This window comes from Bacillus sp. BPN334, assembly GCF_008368885.1.
Classification (GTDB): Bacteria; Bacillota; Bacilli; order Bacillales; family Bacillaceae_G; genus Bacillus_A; species Bacillus_A wiedmannii.
The window spans coordinates 36,300-54,198 of record NZ_QOZW01000011.1 but is presented as its reverse complement, the minus strand read 5'-3'; the positions used below and the strand labels follow the sequence as shown (position 1 = coordinate 54,198).

Below are 17,899 nucleotides of genomic sequence, written 5' to 3'. Positions count from 1 at the left end.
ATTTTAAGTCAAAAAAATTAATCATTTCCTTTATGGAAGTAACATGTTTCTCATATTGGCTAACACACGTTTATTTCATAAAATCTTAACTCGTCTGGTCATAGCCCAAAAAAGAAGAGCGAAAGCACTGACAGAGGCTCCGAGTAAGGAAACCCCTCCCCAGCCAAAGTGTGCGTATATTTGAGTCGAAGCAATTGAACCACCAGCACTGCCGATAGAATAAAAAACCATATATCCAGCAGTAAGTCGACTCCGTGCTTCTGTATGCAATGGAAGAATCATGGTTTGATTCGTGACATGTATTGCTTGTACGGCCAAATCAAGTAGAATTATCCCTATCACTAATGCGATTAATGACTGCTCCATATAGCTGATGAACAACCATGAAATCAATAATAGAGCTAAAGCAATGCCTGTCGTTCGTTGTCCGTAACCTTGATCGGCCAATTTCCCTGCCCGTGCCGCAGCTAAGGCTCCAGCCACACCTACAAGACCGAATGCACCAATTGCACTATGAGATAGAGCAATTGGCGGTGTACTAAGTGGCAGTACTAGTGAAGTCCACAAAATGCTGAAATCAGCAAAAATCAGCATGGCTAGAACGGAGCGAACGCGTAACGTTCGTTCTTGAATAAATAAAGTAAGCACCGATCTAATCAACTGAGGGTAGGATAGCGATTTTACCTCGCGCTCAACATTGGGCAACATCTTTATAAACATAAAAACCATCAAAAGCATGAGCGCAGCAGAAAATAGATATACAGAACGCCATCCCACAACATCTGTTAATATACCAGCAAAAGTACGTGCAAGAAGTATACCAATAACAATTCCACTTGTTACAATGCCAACGACACGTCCTCTTTCTCTAGGGGAAGCGATGGTCGCTGCAAACGCCACGAGAGTCTGTGTCACAACTGCAAGCAGACCCACCAAAGCCATACCTGCGAAAAGTACCATGCTGGAGGAAGCAGTACCAACTATAACCAGAGCTGTTGTAGATAATAGCATCTGACCGACAATTAGATGTCGCTGGTTTAGCAAATCTCCAAGTGGTACGAGTAGCAGTAAGCCCACTCCATAAAAAATTTGTGTAACGGTAATAACAACACCAATAATGGAATGGTTAATACCAAACTCATTAGATAGTTGATCAAGCAACGGCTGTGCAAAGTAAATATTGGCAACAGACATTCCACAGGCAGCCGCAAACAATAATGCCAAAGCGTGAGACATGGATGGCTGTTGATTCAAATTAGGTTTTGTTATGGAAGATTTATGACTTATCTTAGTGTAGAGTGGATCATCTTCTATATTTGTCTCTGTTTTGAACATACCTTGACCTCCAATCACATTAGATTTTTAATCATAACATACCGTTCGGTACAATATGATTACTGGTAAATATAACTTAGCCTTATTCATTCTGTCAACGATTTTTACACTAAAGTTAATGTTACATTAACTTAATGGAGCTTAATTTGACATGAAGAATGGCTAATTATATAATAATTACATACTGTCTGGTAATTAAAAAAATAATTGTAATTACCTACACACCTATCCTAAAACAATTAATAAAATCAAAGTTTGAAGAGGAGAATTCTTAATGGCAAGAACCCGTGAATTTGATGAGGATCAAGTTTTAGATGCAGCAATGCAGTTATTTTGGGAGAAAGGATATGAGGCTACCTCATTAAGTGATCTTACTTCCAGAATGGGCATTCAACGTCCTAGTATTTATTCGACTTTTGGAGATAAGAAAGAATTATTTGAAGCCGCACTTCGCAGGTATACAATGTCTCGGGCCTCTGATATACGAAATAGGCTTCAAAGTCACTCCTCTGTAAAAGAGGCATTTTCTATTTTCTTTGCCGATGTCGTCAATGAAGAATACGCAGGGGATCTTAGTAAAGGTTGTTTTTGTATCAATACAATGGTTGAACTAGCACCTCATGATGAGAGATTTGAAATTTTGACCAGAGAACATCAAATGTACCTCGCCGTCATTTTTCAGGAGACGATCGAACGAGGAATCCAATCAGGTGAGCTGGAATTCAACACAGATGCAAAGTCTTTGGCACAGGCACTGATTGTAGCGTTAATCGGTCTAACGGTTATGATGAAATCTCGCCCCCAACGTTCATTTGTGGACAATGTAATAGCAGCGACGCTCACATTACTTAAGTGACATAATTGTATTTAAAAGTACGAAAACCATACCTTTATAGGGGGAACATCAAATCTCCATCAAGCTACAATTTTATAGTACCCCCAGAACGAAATTTTGTGCTAACTTGTAACAAAAATGCTCATTTTTTCATTTCGGGGTAATTCTGAATTCTTAAGTTGATGGGTATGAGGGAGCACCACATGCCCATCAACTCAAAATCTCATACCACCTCCAGAACGAAAATTTTATGCATGTTGCTCGTATTTATTGTTTGGGGATAAATCGTTCTTTAAGCTTGATGGCGATTTGGTGCTATCCCTAAAACATCTGGACTTTAATAGCCAACTAAAAAAACGCAAACAAAAAGACCTTTAATCAGTCGTTTTGTTTGCATTTCCTTTTTCTAAAACCACAGAAAAGATAAGTACTATAGTTAACACCATAATAAACCCAACTTCACTTCCATCACTTACAAAAAATGAATACAAAGTATAAATTAAAATTAATATTCCATAAATAACTTTGTGCAATGAACTCCTCCCTTTTTACCATATATTTTAGTGTAAAAATTTAATTCAAGCCCTATATTAAAATGAAAATAAAAAGCACCTGTGATATACACGTGCTTTTCTCTTGTCAATTTATCTATTTTCTTTTTATAACTCAAATTTCTTCGAATCGTACTTTTCTAGAGTTTGTTACAATTCATTTTGTTCATACGGAATATGTTTTTCTGTCTGTACATCTTCAACATTTTCTCCACCTGTTAATAATCTCCTGTACTTAAAAGAGTGCCCTGTTAATACTGCTGTAATCATTTTGTATTGCCCTCCTTTTGTTTGATTACTTGTATCATAAAACAAGTATCTGAAGTTGATATGTAGTTTATCTAGAGTGTATGTAAATTTAAAAAATCTCTAATAAAATGTTTATGTTGTAACGTTACCATCAAAACTAGTGCTTCAAACACCCTGATTTGAAGAGACAGTAACCCATATTCTAGCTTAAATTTCCACTACAGTTCTATATTGAGTAAAACCAGTTGATCCCTATAATATAAAAAGAGCACCACTTTTTGGATGCTCTTCGTTATAACTATATAGTATTTAATTTCCTTCTTTTGTTGGTACCATTTTTCCTTCTTGAGAACCTGTACCTTCTGTTCTTTCAACAGTTTTTGCATCTCCATTAGGAGTTGCTGGCACTGCATCTTTAGGTACATCAAAGTTTTGTGAGAAAGACGTTGTTCCATCTGCACTCCGTGTAATTACTTGATTTGAACTATCTTCATTTGATTTTAAATTGTTCATTTTCGCATCATCTGCACCTACTGCACCCCCAGCTACCAATCCTGTACTTAAAAGTGCTCCTGCTAATAATGTTTTAATCATTTTTCATTACCTCCTTGTTTTGTTTGGAACTACATTTAGCATAAGACAAGAATCTATAGTTGATATGGACTGTATCTGGAGATTATGTAAAGAAAAATAGATGATCAGTTGTATATCCTAATGGGTGCTTAGGCAAGATTGAAACTTAATATGAGTTTGATAATTGAGTTACCCTTCGTTTTTGGGTGTAAGGTTTTTGGCTGGGGTGAAGTGAAGAGCTAACCTTTTCTAATTTGAAACATTTACAAATAAAGCGTGATAAAAATATGATGATTATCCCTTATGTTACTCCTTGTACTAAAGATAAGATTGAATTCTCCGATCTTATCTTTTTTGTTTGTAGAAATTTAATGCAAAAAAACAGAATCCTTGTAATAAGGATTCTGTAACAAGAAATGACAGATATATATCAATAAAAAGAGTTACTTATATTATAATTTAAAATGCAACAAACACCTGCAATTTTTGTTCAAAACGCCAATGTTTTTTAAGACTTTCTCCACATCTTTAAACTGCAATTCTTCCGTAGAACCTTTCAACGCTGTCGTAGATGAAGTTCCACCCGTAATCACTTGTGCCACTTCATCAAAGTAACCTGTTCCGACTTCGCGTTGATGACGCATAGCAAAATAACCATGCTCTTCTGCTGCAAATTCGGCCTGTTGTAATTCAGAATACGCTGCCATACCACGTTCTTTATAGCCGCGTGCTAATTTCTTGGTCCATAACATCTACTATTTAGTTGTAGGTAAAAAATTTCATTTTAATATGTGGTCTTCCATTATTATATTTAGTATCGTATTTATTCCGGGTTTCTCGTATATGTTGAAAAAGGGTCCAGATATACTTATTAATGATTAAACCAATAGTACTTATCGTAGGCGCTACCATGATCTGGTTGGCGTCTTGTTTGTTGTTAAGGAAAGATAACAAAACAAAATTTCCTTAATCACAAGGCTTTAAAAGTAACCTATCCATAGTGATACTACAGCAACTACTAACAAAGCAAAACAAATTGTGATATTTCGAACCCACTTTTGTATATCATCAAAATACCGTTCTATAAATATAGCGTAAATATAAACCATAAGAAATAGAACAACGAAAGTAAAGGAACCCAATTTATCGTTAAATTTTTCATTAGTAAATGTGCTTACATGAAGGAATAGAAAAACAAACACTACTATGAATAACTCAAATATCCTTTTTTTATTCACCCTGCCACTAACTTACATTAATTCCCTTTTATTCCATTTCATCAGAACATAATGTGTAGCAGCATATGAATAATTTATTTATGTCAAAAAGACCAACAATTTAATATTGTTAGCCTCTACTTTCCATATTCGTACCTTTTATCACTTTACTTCCTAACAACTGGAATCCACATTTCACCAAATACTAAACCGTCTCTCTGCCCCATCTCAACCATTGTATTCGGTCCACCAACATAGGCAAAATCTTTTGCATCTGGTAAAGCTTGACCGAAGGCGATGCCAGTCAACTTATTACTTAGCTCTTCAGCCGTTTTGTCTTCCCCTTTCACTACTAAGTATTCTCCCTTCGGAAACTGGATCACTCTAGATTCTTCTTCTATTTGTGCTTCTGTCATGACACCAGCATAATACATCATCTTATTATTCACCGCTTCGCTCACAGAAAAAATATATTCGTTTGTAGCTAAAGCTTTTAATCTGTCCAACCTTCCATCTTCTTTAACAGCTGACCAAAAGTCTTCTTTTTCTTTATTTATTCCAGCAAAGTTTGTATAGTCACTCTTAATTTCAGTTCCAATACCTAACACAATAAAGCTATCTTTTTCTTCAATCGTATAATTTTTCATATTCAAAACCTTCCTTTTTTTAAAATGAATCAAACGATTTATCTTTTCATCTGATACGTTTATAATATCCTTAAATCATGTCAAAAAATGATACTGTTTAGGAGACTCCAATGAAAAAAGTTGAACGGATTAATACAATTATGCGGTATATCAACAATCGCTCCCACTTTACGATTACTGAAATCATGCGAGAATTTAACATATCACGATCGACAGCTATTAGAGACATTAGAGACATTGAAGCTATGGGCATGCCACTTGTCGCTGAAGTTGGAAGAACTGGTGGATATTTTGTCATGCATAATTCTATCCTGCCCGTTGTTCGCTTTACTGACAATGAAGTCAAAGCTCTTTTTATTGCCTTTATGGCTACAAGAAATCAACAACTTCCCTATTTAAAAAGTCGCCAATCTTTAGCCGAAAAACTACTAGGACTCATCTCAGAAATCCAGCAAGATGACCTCGTTCTTTTAAATCAACTCTTGCTTTTTGAAGGGACTAACCCTCATAATCCCGATCTACTTGAGCTTTCTGACCTACCCCACCCTATGTTAGAAAAACTCATCCAAATCCTTCTTTTGGATAGACATTTATTGATTACCGTCAAAGAAGAAGAAGAAGAAATCAAGTCTTACCCAATTTATCTATTACACCTTTATCAAGAAAAAAGCCATTGGATCATTGAAGGGTTCGACTTAAAAGAGGAAAAGAAGATGATGTTTCCTGTCGATGACCTCATCAATACCGAACCGTACACGACGAAAAAGAGGTTAAATAAGAAACAGATTTTAGAAAAACTCAATAAGAAGGACGAAGCAATTAACCTTGTACTTGAACTTGGTCCAAAAGCGATTGCCCAGTACAAAAAATACCATCCTTTAAAAATTTCAATTTCTTATACAAACCCTTACCAATCCACAGCCATTTTAAAAACATTTATCGATGTTAACAATTCCGATGAAGTGACAGAGATAACACATTGGCTACTTTTCCTAGGGAAAGATATTACAATCAGGGAAATGCCTGAAGAAATATTAAACGATTTACAAGAGCGGTTAGGTTTATATTCTCCATAAGCAGTGATCGGTTAAACCTCAAAATATTGAGTTTAATTCGTTACCTGTTGCCCATATTTTTTTACCATGAGAGCACAATACATAATAAAAGCACGGAAAATCTTCCCGTGCTTTTTCAAATATATATAATTTCGGATGACTTAATTCACTTACCCTAACTGACGTTTAAATGCTTTACTAGCTAAAAAGTAAGAGATGATCATGATACCTACGCACCAAGCGAGTGCAGTCCAAATATCGTTGCCAACAGTCCCTTCATATAATAGGGCACGAATCGCATTCACGATTGAAGTTACAGGCTGATTCTCAGCAAACACACGGACAATTTTAGGCATCGTTTCGGTAGGTACGAAGGCCGAACTAATAAATGGAAGAAAAACGAGTGGGTACGAGTACGCTGTCGCCCCTTCCATAGACTTCGCTTTCAGCCCTGGAATGATAGCTAGCCATGTTAGCGCTAACGTAAACATACCCAGTATTCCCGCTACCGCAAGCCAATCTAGCATATTTGCACTAGAACGAAAGCCCATTAAGAGCGCAACAAGAATAACCACCACGATAGTAAGTACATTAGCAACAAGAGAAGTTAAAACGTGAGCCCACAATATCGATGAGCGCTTAATAGGCATCGTAATGAAACGTGCCATCAGCCCACTCTTTACATCCGTAAACAATCGTACAGAAGTGTAAGCCACGCCGGATGCGATAGCCATTAACAAAATTCCCGGCAATAAATAATTAACGTAGTTATCCGTTCCAGTCTTTATAGCCCCGCCAAACACGTAGACAAACAATAACATCATCATAATCGGTGTAATTGCTACTGTAATAATTGTATCCGGACTACGCATAATATTACGCATTAAGCGCCCTAGTAATACCCCTGTTTTGCTTTTCATTTACATCTCCTCCTTTTTACCGATAATCGCAAGAAAAATTTCTTCCAACGTCGGCTGCTTCTCGATATACTCTACTTTTGCTGGCGGGAACATCTCTTTCAGTTCTGTAAGAGTACCTGTCGTTATGATTTTTCCGCCATGCAAAATAGCGATACGGTCCGCCAGTTGTTCTGCTTCCTCCAAGTACTGAGTCGTAAGTAAGATCGTTGTGCCACTGCCGGCAAGTTCCTTGACTGTATCCCACACTTCGATCCGCGCTTCCGGATCAAGTCCAGTCGTTGGTTCGTCTAGAAAAATAACTGCTGGCGCCCCAATCAAACTCATCGCGATATCAAGTCGGCGCTTCATCCCGCCTGAATACTGGTCTGCCCTCTGGTTGGCCGCATCAGTCAGGCTAAATCTTACAAGTAGATTATCAGCAACTTGCGCGGGATTGGAAACACCACGTAACTTAGCAATCATTATCAAGTTTTCCCTTCCAGTAAGCATGCCGTCTAAAGCTGCGAACTGTCCTGTCAAACTGATGCTTTGACGAACATGATCTGATTGACGTTGGACGTCAAAACCGCAAATACTTACTTCACCATCATCTTGTTTCATTAGCGTTGAAAGGATGTTGACCGTTGTCGTCTTTCCCGCTCCATTTGAGCCTAGCAGCGCGAAAATTTCGCCACGCTGCACCTCAAAATCCACTCCCTTTAAGACTTCTTTATCTTTAAAAGATTTTTTTAACCCTTTTACAGAAATTGCTGCATTGCTCATACTTTTTCCCCCTTATTAAAATAGGTTACCTATAACCTCTATTTAGTATCACTGATAATCTGTATTACTTAGTAGCGGTTTAAAAATATAACTGAATAGCGATGGTGGCAATTTACATTTGTAACCAGCTAATCAGTCGGTATTACTAATTGCATTTATTTTTTTCTCAATTTCTTCATAATACTTTCATTCAAATCTTCACGATACTTAGAGACATACGTTTTAGCGTTTGCCACTAGTTCATCAGCAAAGGATGCTACGTCCTCCCCAGTAATGTCAAGCACTTGTCTACCTTCCGCTGCACCAGCTTCAAACAAATCGATTAATTCATACTGTATGTGCAGCATATCCATTCCATTACCCGCTGAGAAATTCCACATGTAGTTTTGAATTTTCTTAAACACAAACTGATAATCTTCCGGTAGTGCTCCAACACGTGCCATCATCATTTTGTACTCTTTTTTATCACCGATTAATTTTTTAAACATTTCCAACATCTTATTTTCCTCCTTTTTTATAAAGCAGAACAAGAAATTCTCCAAATATGAGCCGGAACATTTTATTTTATGAGGCTAGTTTGACTTCAAGACGTTAATTTTTGAAGAAACGAAATCCCATTTTTCCCAAAATAATTCAAGCTCCTGACGGCCATCATCATTTAATGAATAAAACTTACGAGGCGGTCCCATATCTGATGGTTTCTTTTCAATATTCACAAGCTTTTTCTTTTCTAATCGTACGAGGATAGTATAAACCGTCCCTTCCACAACCTCTGTAAACCCAAGATCATTCAGGTGGCGGGTAATCTCATAGCCATACGTTTCACGGCGACTAATGATTTCCAGCACACACCCTTCCAGTGAACCTTTTAGCATTTCAGTTAAATTTTCCATGTCCTGATCCTCCTTTACCCCCTATTCTGTCTGACTTATATTCAGTATCACAGAGTACTAAGGCGAATTTTTACTGAATAGCTTCTGAGTAAAACCACACTATTCAGTATTACTTATTACAACTACATTGTATGACTAAGTAGCTATAGATGTCAACTGATTTTCAAATTTTTTCTAAAATCCGCTATTACCTATTGTTTACTGAAAACATTTTGAGAAACAACACTACTCAGTATCACCTATTACTTCTACATTGTATGACTGAGTAGTTGTAAATGTCAACACGATTTTTATATTTTTCTAAAATCAACTATTGCCTATCAGATACAGCCGATTTTCTTTTTAAAGAAATTTCACCATATACCTATCCGGCCAAGAAAAGAAAATACCCCGAAACAAATATTCTACATTTTTGTTTTGGGGCGCTATAGGTTAGCTCTTCTTAATAAGACAGATCATCCTTTTGTTACGATAACATCATATCCATATCTTCCGCTGCAGTTGTAATTAGTTTTAAACCGAATGTTTCTTGTAATACATCAAGCACGCCAGGTGAAATAAATTCAGGTGCCTTTGGACCGATACGAATATCTTGAATTCCAAGACTAAATAGCCCAAGTAAAATAGCAACCGCTTTTTGTTCAAACCATGATAAGACAATACTTACTGGCAATTCATTCACTTCACATTGGAAAGCATCTGCTAAAGCGGCCGCTATTTTCACTGTAGAAATTGAATTATTGCATTGTCCTAAATCAATGTAACGCGGAATCTCCGTACCAGGTACAACACCATAACTCACATCATTAAAACGGAATTTCCCGCAAGAAGTTGTTAAAATAACCGTTTCTGGCGGAAGCGACGTTGCTAATTCACGATAATATTCTCCGCCTTTTCCCGGAGCATCACAACCTGCGATGACAAAGAAACGCTTAATCTTTCCTTCTTTTACTGCATTAATAATTTCCGGAGCTAATGATAATACTGTATTATGATGAAACCCTGTTACTAACTGCTCATCCGACTCCATATGTACTTCTGGAAGTTCAAGCGCTTTTTGAATCAATGGTGCAAAATCATCATTTTCAATTTTTTGTACACCCTCTAAACCGGCAATATCATATGAAAAGAATCGATCAGAGTATGACCCTTTAATTGGCATAACACAGTTCGTTGTCGCTAATATAGCACCTGTAAATTTTTCGAAAAGACGTCGTTGATCATACCATGCCTTACCGATGTTTCCTTTTAAATGTTTATATTTTTTTAGCTGCGGATAACCGTGTGCTGGTAACATTTCAGAATGCGTATAAATATTAATTTCTTTTCCTTCTGTTTGCTTTAATAACTCTTCTAACGCAAATAAATTATGACCAGTAACTACAATTGCTTTACCTTCTACATGGTTTTGTGTAATTTGAACGGGCTCTGGAACACCAAAGTGATTCGTATGCGCCCCATCTAACAACTCCATTACTCGTAAAGCCGATTTCCCTACTTTCATAGCCATATCAATATGTTCTTGTTCATTAAAGTTGGAATTTGTTAATGTCATATACAGTGCTTCTTGCGTCGTAGCATCTACAAATGCATCGGTATACCCTAGCTGAGCAGCATGCGTACGATAAGCTGCAATTCCTTTTAGCCCAAACACAATCGTATCTTGTAAACTTGCTATTGTTTCATTTTTACCGCAAACACCTATTACTTTACATCCGCCTGTTGGCGTTTGTTCACATTGATAACAAAACATGATCATCCCACCCTCTCCCAATCATTCCTTACAAACTAAGCATAATATCCGGTGAGATAAAAGGATGTGATATCAATCACAATACTAAGTATAAATTTGTGACAGTTCATATTGTTGACATAATATTTTTATTGACACCAAAAAAACATTACATAATCATATTGTTCAGGTTTTCAAATATCTAAACTATTGCTGAATCACATATAAACTAGAAAGTTAACAGAAATAGACATACAAAAACGCTATTCTTTCTTTTTATTATTCAACTGAAAGAATAGCTTTTTTTCATTTTGAAGAACTATCAATTTTTTGATTAAAGATTTTATGAAAAATCACTTTATTTACAATACATTTACACTATCTTAACATTACTTACATTATTTATATGATATATTTATATAGAAACTACTTAAGAAATTTCATGTACATTACAATCTTTATAATCTCTTATCTAATTAACAAGAGATTATGTTATATTTTCATACCAGGGGTGAATTAGGATGACTGAAACTTTAAAAACACTTATAATGCTTGATATTACTTACGTTGTTATAGCAATTATGACGGTACTGGTATTTGTATACTTGGAATTAAAATCTCAGTAACGTATGCAGGCATAATTGATAGCTTCGCATTTAAATATAGTTAGAAGAAAGCGAGGAGAAAATTGTTTCTCCTCGCTTTTATATTCCCACAGTTTCTTATTTCAACAAATCCAATGTATGTAAAAGTAATCCTCTGTCCCCTACTTCTCCATGACCAGGCACTACTGCATTTATGTTTCCATATCGCTTCAGCACATTTTCAATCGATGTAGACCATTCATTTACATAAGCATCAGCAACGTTTCCTAAATCTTTAGCTTCCGCAGATTTCACTAAACAACCTCCAGCTAAAATTTTATATTGCGGTAACCATACGACAATATTATCTTCTGTATGTCCTTTCCCTGGATAGAACGTTTCTACTTTCATATTTCCAAACTTTAATTTCGTAATGGTTTGTAAGTCTCCAAGTGGTTCCTCATATCCATTTTTCTTTGCTAGTTCTGCAGTCAATGCCGTACTATGCGCTTTAATGCCTCTTTCTTTCAACGTTTTTATTCCGCCAATTCGATCAGCGTGCGCATGTGTAATAATGACATCCGTTACGCGCTTCTTAAATTTCTTTTCTACCATCTCTATTAATTCCTTCGTTAACTTATCATCCCAAGAAGAATCGACTAGTACTAACCCTTTAGAAGTAGTAAGAACTAGACCGTTCGAAGGAACTGCTTCTCCGTTAAAGTAACCTAACTCCGTATGAACCCATACATTTTTGTTTAACTGAGAAATTGAAATAGTTCCTGTCTCATTTTTTATTACTTTTTGCTCTAGCTTTTGTTCCGCTTTCACAGAAGAAATTGTACTAACAAATTGAGTTATTCCTAGTAAACTAACACATACCCCTAATTTTAATAATGTATTTTTCATTTTCTCCACCCTTTCTTTCAAACGAAATAGTTATTACCTATATTAGACAATTCATTTCAAATGTTTGTTCCATCTTTTCTTACATATTTTTCATACCATTAATAAAAAGCGCACAAAATTTTGTGCGCTTTAATTATATTTTGTTAAATTATAACATTCATATTATAATTTATTTATAACTCTTTAACGGAGGTGTTTTCAATGACTCTCTTCGCTTCCCCATCATTATTCATACTTGCAATCATTTCATTTGCACTAGCCTATTTCATCGGAGTAAAACAATACACTTGGCTCTTATCAGGATTCAATGAACGCTGTGTACCAAATAAAGTAAAGTTATCAAAAATAGTTGGTCTTTATAATTTAACTGCCGGTGTTATCGCCACAATTGGTAGTGTCTTCCTTACTCCTAATGCAAAAATCGTATTTCCTATCATTATAATTGGGCACGTTATAATCGCTGCTTATGTAAATACACGCATGGTGCAATGAAAAAAGACCACCCAATCGGATGATCTTTTTTATAATTTATCAACATATTGCTTCGCTTCTAATAAGGAAAACCCGAAAGCCTCTCTTACTCTCTTAACTGCTGTAACTGTTTTTCCTTCTTCCATAAGCTGGCGCAACTCTTTATTAATTTCAGGTTCTCTATCTATAATTCCCATTTCTTTCGTAATTAGCTGTAATCTATCTTCCATCCGCTTTAAACGGGCATCTGTTTTCTTTTCGATTTTATTTAATTTTTCAACGATATAAATAAATCCAAAGACCGCTATCGGTATGATCATCCAAAATTCCATGACTATCCCTCCTATTAGCTTTCATTTGTTTTATTTCACTAACTTATGTAAATTTTACCACAAAACACATTTAATGTATAACAGTAATGTGCAACATTGTTGATACAACCTTTTATTTTAGGTGGACACTTTATGAAAAGATTTTTAAATACGCTACTACAATTTGTAGTTCTTTCAATTGCACTACATTTATTATTTGATATCGTTGGCTGGCTTGTTTTCAATGCGCCATTTAAAAATAAACAAATCATTATTTCCTTACTAACAACCTCATGGCTTATGTACATGTACCGAGACAAATTTTTTAAAACATTCACTTCGAATTAACTAAAAGAACTTCATCGATAAAAGATGAAGTTTTTTCTTTTTCTCTCATTCTCTATATAACATTTTTCGCAACAATTTTTATATGTTCTGGTGCGATAATCTCCGTTATACTTTCTTGAAAATCTTCCTGCAACATTTCTTCAATATGTTCTAGCTGCACTTCAACATGTGTGCATTCTAAATTATGTATATTTAAAAGTGCATAATGATCTTTTTTCTTAACTACTAAATATTGATTTTCCTCTGTTACAAGTATAGAACCTAACCGTACTCCTAATAGGCGTTGATCATCAAACTTCACAACAATTTCCCCCTTCATCACTATGTAATAAAATAACATTTTATGTAATCTATTCTTCATAAACTATATCACAATTTATTAAAATATAAATATCATATCTCTTTTACTAAAAACCCCTATTCTTTTATATATTTCGATACAAAAAACTTTCTCAACATAAAATTAGAATTTTCAGTTTTTATCCTTATGAAAATCTATTATAATAAAGTTAATAAATGTTTGACCTCTCCTAATTCATGTACATATGGATGATCAGTAGTTGCTGTTGCTACTGATCTATTTTTTTGATTTCAGAAAATAAATACGCTGCATCCTTTCCTACACCATAAATAAGTGCAGATCCCCTTTGAGATTGCCACGGCAAACCGATATAATATAATCCTTTTACTGGACTTATTCCTCTTACATGATTAGGAAATCCATTCTCATTCACTGCCTTTTCTATTTCAATCCATTTATAGTTCTGAATAAAACCAGTTGACCATATAATGCTTTCTGCACTATACGTGCCACCATTTTGAAACATAATATTATTTTCTGATGCACTAACCACTTTTTTCTCTAGTTTAATTACTCCATTACGAATAAGTTCCTTGCCTTCAAAACCAAAAATAGGATCCTTTCTCTTCTGAAACCATTTTCCCCTCTTAGTATTTACTTCGGCGTACAATAAACCCAATTTTTCTAGCCAATTAAAAATGCTTTTTCTAAAAAGATGTAACGGTAAAAATGTTAACGGATGACCGATAGACATTGTAACTTCATGAGTTTTTGCAAGTTCTACTGCAATTTGCATTCCTGAATTCCCGCCACCTACTACTAGTACTTTTCCTTTAGGAATTTGTGATGGTGATTTATATTGTGATGAATGTATTTGAAAAACATGCGATGATAGATGTTGTGAAAATGAGGGGATGTACGGTTGCTGAAAACCACCTGTTGCGAGAACAACCTTTTTTGCTTGTAAAATTTCTGTAGGAGTATGTAATTCGAATATCTCTTTTTCTTTCTTTATTTTTAAAACTTCGGTTTGCAATTGAACCGGTAATGTAAAGTACCTTGCATATTCTTCTAAATACGTTGCCATTTCATCTTTACATGGAAATCCCTTTCCTTCTCCTTTTACTATCATCCCTGGTAAACTACTATATTCCCTCGGTGTGAAGAGCTGTAAAGAATCATATCTGTTTCTCCATGAATCTCCAATTCGGTTTCCTGCCTCAAGTAATAAAAAATTATATCCTTTTTGCTTCAAGTAATATCCCATTGTTAATCCAGCTTGACCAGCTCCGACGATAATTGCATCTAACATCCTTTTCCTCCTTCTTATTTCATATGAATACATGCTCATTCGTTCATATGTTTTATCATACGATTTATTTTTCAATAATTCAATCTGTTTAACAAAATGAAAAGGAGCAGTTCACTGCTTTATGAACTACTCTTCATTACATTTATTTAATACGCAATTACACTGCACTCTCTCTAAAAAATTTATATATTAATCCCTTCCGGCTCTATCATCTCTCCTCATAAAATACGATTCTATTTGAAAACGGATCAATTACAGTTAATTCGATTGTATCCCAAGGTGTTTTTTCTATATTTGGCTTCGAATAAGCATATTTTTTACTTAATAATATAGAATGATAATCCTTTACATTATCTATTTTGACCCGAATCGCACCGCCTGGCGAAGCATCCCCATGATGTTCTGATAAATGTATTACAGCATCATGTAACGAAATTTGTATATATAATGGCATATGTTCCTCATACCGATGTTCCCAATCCATTTTAAACCCTAAAAAATCTATGTAAAATCGCTTTGCTTTTTCAACATCAAAAATTCTAAATATAGGTGTAATCATTATAATCTCCTCCTATTTATAAACATCTGCCGCCAATTCCCTCAAAACATCCACGTTTACTACTTCAAAGCAACCATTGTTTTTCTTTATAATCTCTTTATCACAAAAAATATTTAATGTACGTAATAGGTGCCGATAACTCGTTCCTAACAATTCAGCTGTTTCCGTTAAATTCCCACTAAACACAATTCGATTTCCGTGCCGCACCGCTCTTTCCCCTGCTGCTAACATGTAACTCGCAAGTCTATTTTCAAGTGGATATAGTAAATTAATTGTACTATTTTTTGAAAGTCGATTTAACTTATGTGCTAACGATCCACAAATACATCGTAAAAATTTCGCATCATGAAATAGTTGATTTCTCACTTTTCCTAAAGGTAAACCAACACAATATGAATCTGCCATTACTTGTACATTTGAAGCAGTCTTTTGAGAATGAATTAACTCCACATCTCCTAACAGCTGCAAACTATCATAAAAACATAGCAATACAGATTTCCCGTTACTTAATGTATTAAACGCTTTCGCTTTTCCTTCAACGAAGAAAAATAAATAATCTATCTCTTCATTTTCTCTACAAATAAACTCATTCTTTTTAAAAAATATTAATTCCATATACGGTTTCATGTCATTACTAAAAAATGAATCAATATTATTTTGTTTCATATAATGTGCTAATTTAATTGAATTACATACTTTCTTCATAGTTCCCCCGCCTTTACAACTACTCCCCATTGTAATCAAAATTTTCTTCTTCCACTATGACATATGTCATAGTAATACACAATTTCAGCATGATACAGTCATTACAAATATGAAATACAAAGGGGATATTACATTGTATAACTTTCTTTCTGTCTTTATTGGTGTGCTCATCGCCGTTATGCTTCCATTGAATGGGATTTTATCTGAATTAATTGGCAAGTACACAGCGAGCGTTGTCATTCACCTTGTCGGTTTAATTGCAGTTATCATCATTTTAATCATAAACAAAAATAAAATTCATTTTGATAAAGGCATTCCACTTTTTTTATATAGCGCTGGAGCGATTGGAGTATTCACTGTTCTTTTTAATAATATAAGTTTCTCCGTCCTTGGTGCCTCTATTACGATCGCATTAAGTTTACTTGGTCAATCTATTGCTTCCATCGTTATTGATCATTTCGGCTTATTAGGAATGAAAGTTGCAAAGTTTGAAAAGAAAAAACTAATTGGATTATGTTTCATTTCTTCCGGAATTATAATCATGACAATTTATTAATGGAGGCAAGAAAATGTTATATATTACTATCGCTATTTTAGCTGGTGTTTCTATCGTTGTTGCTAGAATTATTAACGCAAATTTAGCAGCGAAAATTGGGAATTGGGAAGGTACGTTTTTTAATTATATTACTGGATTATTTTTCTCTATGTTATTTTTAATTTTCAGTTCAGATTCAATGTACATTCCTAGTCAGACGTTACAATCTATTCCTATCGCTGTTTACTTAGGCGGATTAGTTGGCGTTATCGTCATCTCTTTATCGAACTATATTACGCCTAAAATATCAGCATTTTATTTAACGTTACTCATCTTTATTGGACAATTATTTGCGGGGACTATCATTGATTTTATCTTGTCACACGAACTCTCTATGGGAAAGGTTGTCGGTGGCATTTTCGTACTAATCGGACTCACTTACAATTTACTCGTAGATCGCCCTGTTAAAACTGTGCAGAATAACCAAGTTCAACTATAATACTTTACGCTTCCCTATCATATATTAATAGAAAAGCTCTTCATACGAAGTGATAGAGAGGAGAATATTCTATTAAAAAAATCATTTTACTGCTCGGCAGCACGTTGATTATTTTGGGTATCATATGGTTTTTTAACTCTGGAAAACCTATTCAAGACTTCTATACAGCAAATAAACCAAAGAAGAAAGCTACTATCATTTCAACTCAAAGAGACCCAAATGAGCCCCCTGTCTTTTTAGGAAAACAGGAAATAAAAGATATACATGTCGAGTCAATTAAAACAAAAAAGGATATCTTTCTCACAAAAACAGATGAATTAAAAACGTTCATTAACAGTATGGATACCGCAAAAAAAGGAAAATTAACATTAGATGAAGAAGGATCAGATTTAATAGACTGTGATATGTGGATTACTTTCGAGGATGGGACTTATAAAAAATATTTCATATGGGTAGTTGACCATCACAGTAACGAAGTGATGATTGCTCAACAAGATACTCCTGATGATGTAAACCTTACGTACTATCAATTAAATGAAGATAGTTCTAAAAAAGTTTATAACTTATTTAAAAAAATCATTTAAACGGAAAAGTCA

General features: G+C 34.8%; 22 protein-coding genes and 2 pseudogenes. 7 read left to right on the top strand and 17 right to left on the bottom strand.

Annotated elements, in window-relative coordinates:
- Window positions 1-75: 75 nt before the first annotated feature.
- Window positions 76-1,335, bottom strand: a complete 1,260-nt coding sequence (locus tag DN393_RS17400) for an MFS transporter (RefSeq protein WP_064475924.1) — start codon at window positions 1,333-1,335, stop codon at window positions 76-78.
- 274 nt (window positions 1,336-1,609) lie between these two features.
- Here DN393_RS17400 and DN393_RS17395 point away from each other — a divergent pair, with 274 nt between their 5' ends.
- A complete protein-coding gene (locus tag DN393_RS17395; RefSeq protein WP_002066413.1) occupies window positions 1,610-2,191 on the top strand; it encodes a TetR/AcrR family transcriptional regulator in 582 nt (193 codons plus the stop codon).
- A 353-nt stretch (window positions 2,192-2,544) separates the two neighbouring features.
- Here the strand turns inward: DN393_RS17395 and DN393_RS31605 are convergent, their stop codons facing one another.
- From DN393_RS31605 to DN393_RS17375, 5 genes and pseudogenes are all read right to left on the bottom strand, one after another.
- Entirely contained in the window at window positions 2,545-2,703 is a 159-nt protein-coding gene (locus DN393_RS31605) for a hypothetical protein (RefSeq protein WP_002137521.1), read from the bottom strand.
- Window positions 2,704-3,285: 582 nt separating this feature from the next.
- Window positions 3,286-3,564: pseudogene (locus DN393_RS17390) on the bottom strand (hypothetical protein); the annotation flags it as partial.
- Window positions 3,565-4,073: 509 nt separating this feature from the next.
- Window positions 4,074-4,280, bottom strand: a pseudogene (locus DN393_RS17385) (isocitrate lyase); the annotation flags it as partial.
- A gap of 243 nt (window positions 4,281-4,523) precedes the next feature.
- Entirely contained in the window at window positions 4,524-4,781 is a 258-nt protein-coding gene (locus DN393_RS17380; protein ID WP_098101905.1) for a DUF3963 domain-containing protein, read from the bottom strand.
- Window positions 4,782-4,927: 146 nt separating this feature from the next.
- Window positions 4,928-5,407 (bottom strand): GyrI-like domain-containing protein, encoded by a 480-nt coding sequence (locus DN393_RS17375; RefSeq protein WP_149173725.1) that lies wholly within the window; start codon window positions 5,405-5,407, stop codon window positions 4,928-4,930.
- Between the two features lie 110 nt (window positions 5,408-5,517).
- Here DN393_RS17375 and DN393_RS17370 point away from each other — a divergent pair, with 110 nt between their 5' ends.
- On the top strand, window positions 5,518-6,483 hold the full coding sequence (locus DN393_RS17370) for a helix-turn-helix transcriptional regulator (RefSeq protein WP_149173724.1): 966 nt from the start codon (window positions 5,518-5,520) through the stop codon (window positions 6,481-6,483).
- A gap of 149 nt (window positions 6,484-6,632) precedes the next feature.
- Here DN393_RS17370 and DN393_RS17365 read toward each other — a convergent pair whose 3' ends face one another.
- The 6 genes from DN393_RS17365 to bla2 all read right to left on the bottom strand — a co-directional run bounded on the left by DN393_RS17365 (window position 6,633) and on the right by bla2 (window position 12,262).
- Window positions 6,633-7,382: an ABC transporter permease gene (locus DN393_RS17365; RefSeq protein ID WP_149173723.1), complete on the bottom strand. Its 750-nt coding sequence runs from the start codon at window positions 7,380-7,382 to the stop codon at window positions 6,633-6,635.
- Window positions 7,383-8,144 carry an ABC transporter ATP-binding protein gene (locus tag DN393_RS17360; protein ID WP_064475930.1) on the bottom strand — a complete coding sequence of 254 codons (762 nt, stop codon included), beginning with the start codon at window positions 8,142-8,144 and terminating at the stop codon, window positions 7,383-7,385.
- A 155-nt stretch (window positions 8,145-8,299) separates the two neighbouring features.
- Window positions 8,300-8,641: a DUF1048 domain-containing protein gene (locus DN393_RS17355; RefSeq protein WP_000891990.1), complete on the bottom strand. Its 342-nt coding sequence runs from the start codon at window positions 8,639-8,641 to the stop codon at window positions 8,300-8,302.
- Between the two features lie 75 nt (window positions 8,642-8,716).
- Window positions 8,717-9,037, bottom strand: a complete 321-nt coding sequence (locus tag DN393_RS17350) for a PadR family transcriptional regulator (RefSeq protein ID WP_064475931.1) — start codon at window positions 9,035-9,037, stop codon at window positions 8,717-8,719.
- Between the two features lie 466 nt (window positions 9,038-9,503).
- Window positions 9,504-10,790 carry a hydroxylamine reductase gene (gene hcp, locus DN393_RS17345; RefSeq protein WP_064475986.1) on the bottom strand — a complete coding sequence of 429 codons (1,287 nt, stop codon included), beginning with the start codon at window positions 10,788-10,790 and terminating at the stop codon, window positions 9,504-9,506.
- Between the two features lie 701 nt (window positions 10,791-11,491).
- The gene (gene bla2, locus DN393_RS17340) at window positions 11,492-12,262 is read right to left on the bottom strand and encodes a BcII family subclass B1 metallo-beta-lactamase (RefSeq protein WP_149173722.1); all 771 of its coding nucleotides are present in this window, start codon (window positions 12,260-12,262) and stop codon (window positions 11,492-11,494) included.
- 201 nt (window positions 12,263-12,463) lie between these two features.
- Between bla2 and DN393_RS17335 the strand changes: the two genes are divergently transcribed.
- Window positions 12,464-12,754 carry a DUF3784 domain-containing protein gene (locus DN393_RS17335; protein WP_149173721.1) on the top strand — a complete coding sequence of 97 codons (291 nt, stop codon included), beginning with the start codon at window positions 12,464-12,466 and terminating at the stop codon, window positions 12,752-12,754.
- Window positions 12,755-12,783: 29 nt separating this feature from the next.
- Here the strand turns inward: DN393_RS17335 and DN393_RS17330 are convergent, their stop codons facing one another.
- Window positions 12,784-13,065 carry a hypothetical protein gene (locus DN393_RS17330; RefSeq protein WP_000397708.1) on the bottom strand — a complete coding sequence of 94 codons (282 nt, stop codon included), beginning with the start codon at window positions 13,063-13,065 and terminating at the stop codon, window positions 12,784-12,786.
- Between the two features lie 132 nt (window positions 13,066-13,197).
- Between DN393_RS17330 and DN393_RS17325 the strand changes: the two genes are divergently transcribed.
- Window positions 13,198-13,392, top strand: coding sequence for a hypothetical protein (locus DN393_RS17325; RefSeq protein ID WP_000819645.1), 195 nt, complete (start codon window positions 13,198-13,200; stop codon window positions 13,390-13,392).
- A 52-nt stretch (window positions 13,393-13,444) separates the two neighbouring features.
- Here DN393_RS17325 and DN393_RS17320 read toward each other — a convergent pair whose 3' ends face one another.
- From DN393_RS17320 to yeiL, 4 genes are all read right to left on the bottom strand, one after another.
- On the bottom strand, window positions 13,445-13,693 hold the full coding sequence (locus DN393_RS17320; protein ID WP_000666939.1) for a hypothetical protein: 249 nt from the start codon (window positions 13,691-13,693) through the stop codon (window positions 13,445-13,447).
- A gap of 268 nt (window positions 13,694-13,961) precedes the next feature.
- On the bottom strand, window positions 13,962-15,005 hold the full coding sequence (locus DN393_RS17315; RefSeq protein ID WP_149173720.1) for a flavin-containing monooxygenase: 1,044 nt from the start codon (window positions 15,003-15,005) through the stop codon (window positions 13,962-13,964).
- A 208-nt stretch (window positions 15,006-15,213) separates the two neighbouring features.
- Window positions 15,214-15,564: a glyoxalase superfamily protein gene (locus tag DN393_RS17310; RefSeq protein ID WP_149173719.1), complete on the bottom strand. Its 351-nt coding sequence runs from the start codon at window positions 15,562-15,564 to the stop codon at window positions 15,214-15,216.
- 12 nt (window positions 15,565-15,576) lie between these two features.
- Window positions 15,577-16,269 (bottom strand): transcriptional regulator YeiL, encoded by a 693-nt coding sequence (gene yeiL, locus DN393_RS17305; RefSeq protein ID WP_149173718.1) that lies wholly within the window; start codon window positions 16,267-16,269, stop codon window positions 15,577-15,579.
- A 109-nt stretch (window positions 16,270-16,378) separates the two neighbouring features.
- On the opposite strand from yeiL, the gene DN393_RS17300 reads away from it, so the two are divergent.
- The 3 genes from DN393_RS17300 to DN393_RS17290 all read left to right on the top strand — a co-directional run bounded on the left by DN393_RS17300 (window position 16,379) and on the right by DN393_RS17290 (window position 17,887).
- Window positions 16,379-16,825 carry a DMT family transporter gene (locus tag DN393_RS17300; protein WP_149173717.1) on the top strand — a complete coding sequence of 149 codons (447 nt, stop codon included), beginning with the start codon at window positions 16,379-16,381 and terminating at the stop codon, window positions 16,823-16,825.
- Between the two features lie 13 nt (window positions 16,826-16,838).
- A complete protein-coding gene (locus DN393_RS17295; RefSeq protein WP_149173716.1) occupies window positions 16,839-17,303 on the top strand; it encodes a DMT family transporter in 465 nt (154 codons plus the stop codon).
- Between the two features lie 89 nt (window positions 17,304-17,392).
- Entirely contained in the window at window positions 17,393-17,887 is a 495-nt protein-coding gene (locus DN393_RS17290) for a hypothetical protein (protein WP_149173715.1), read from the top strand.
- Window positions 17,888-17,899: the final 12 nt, after the last annotated feature.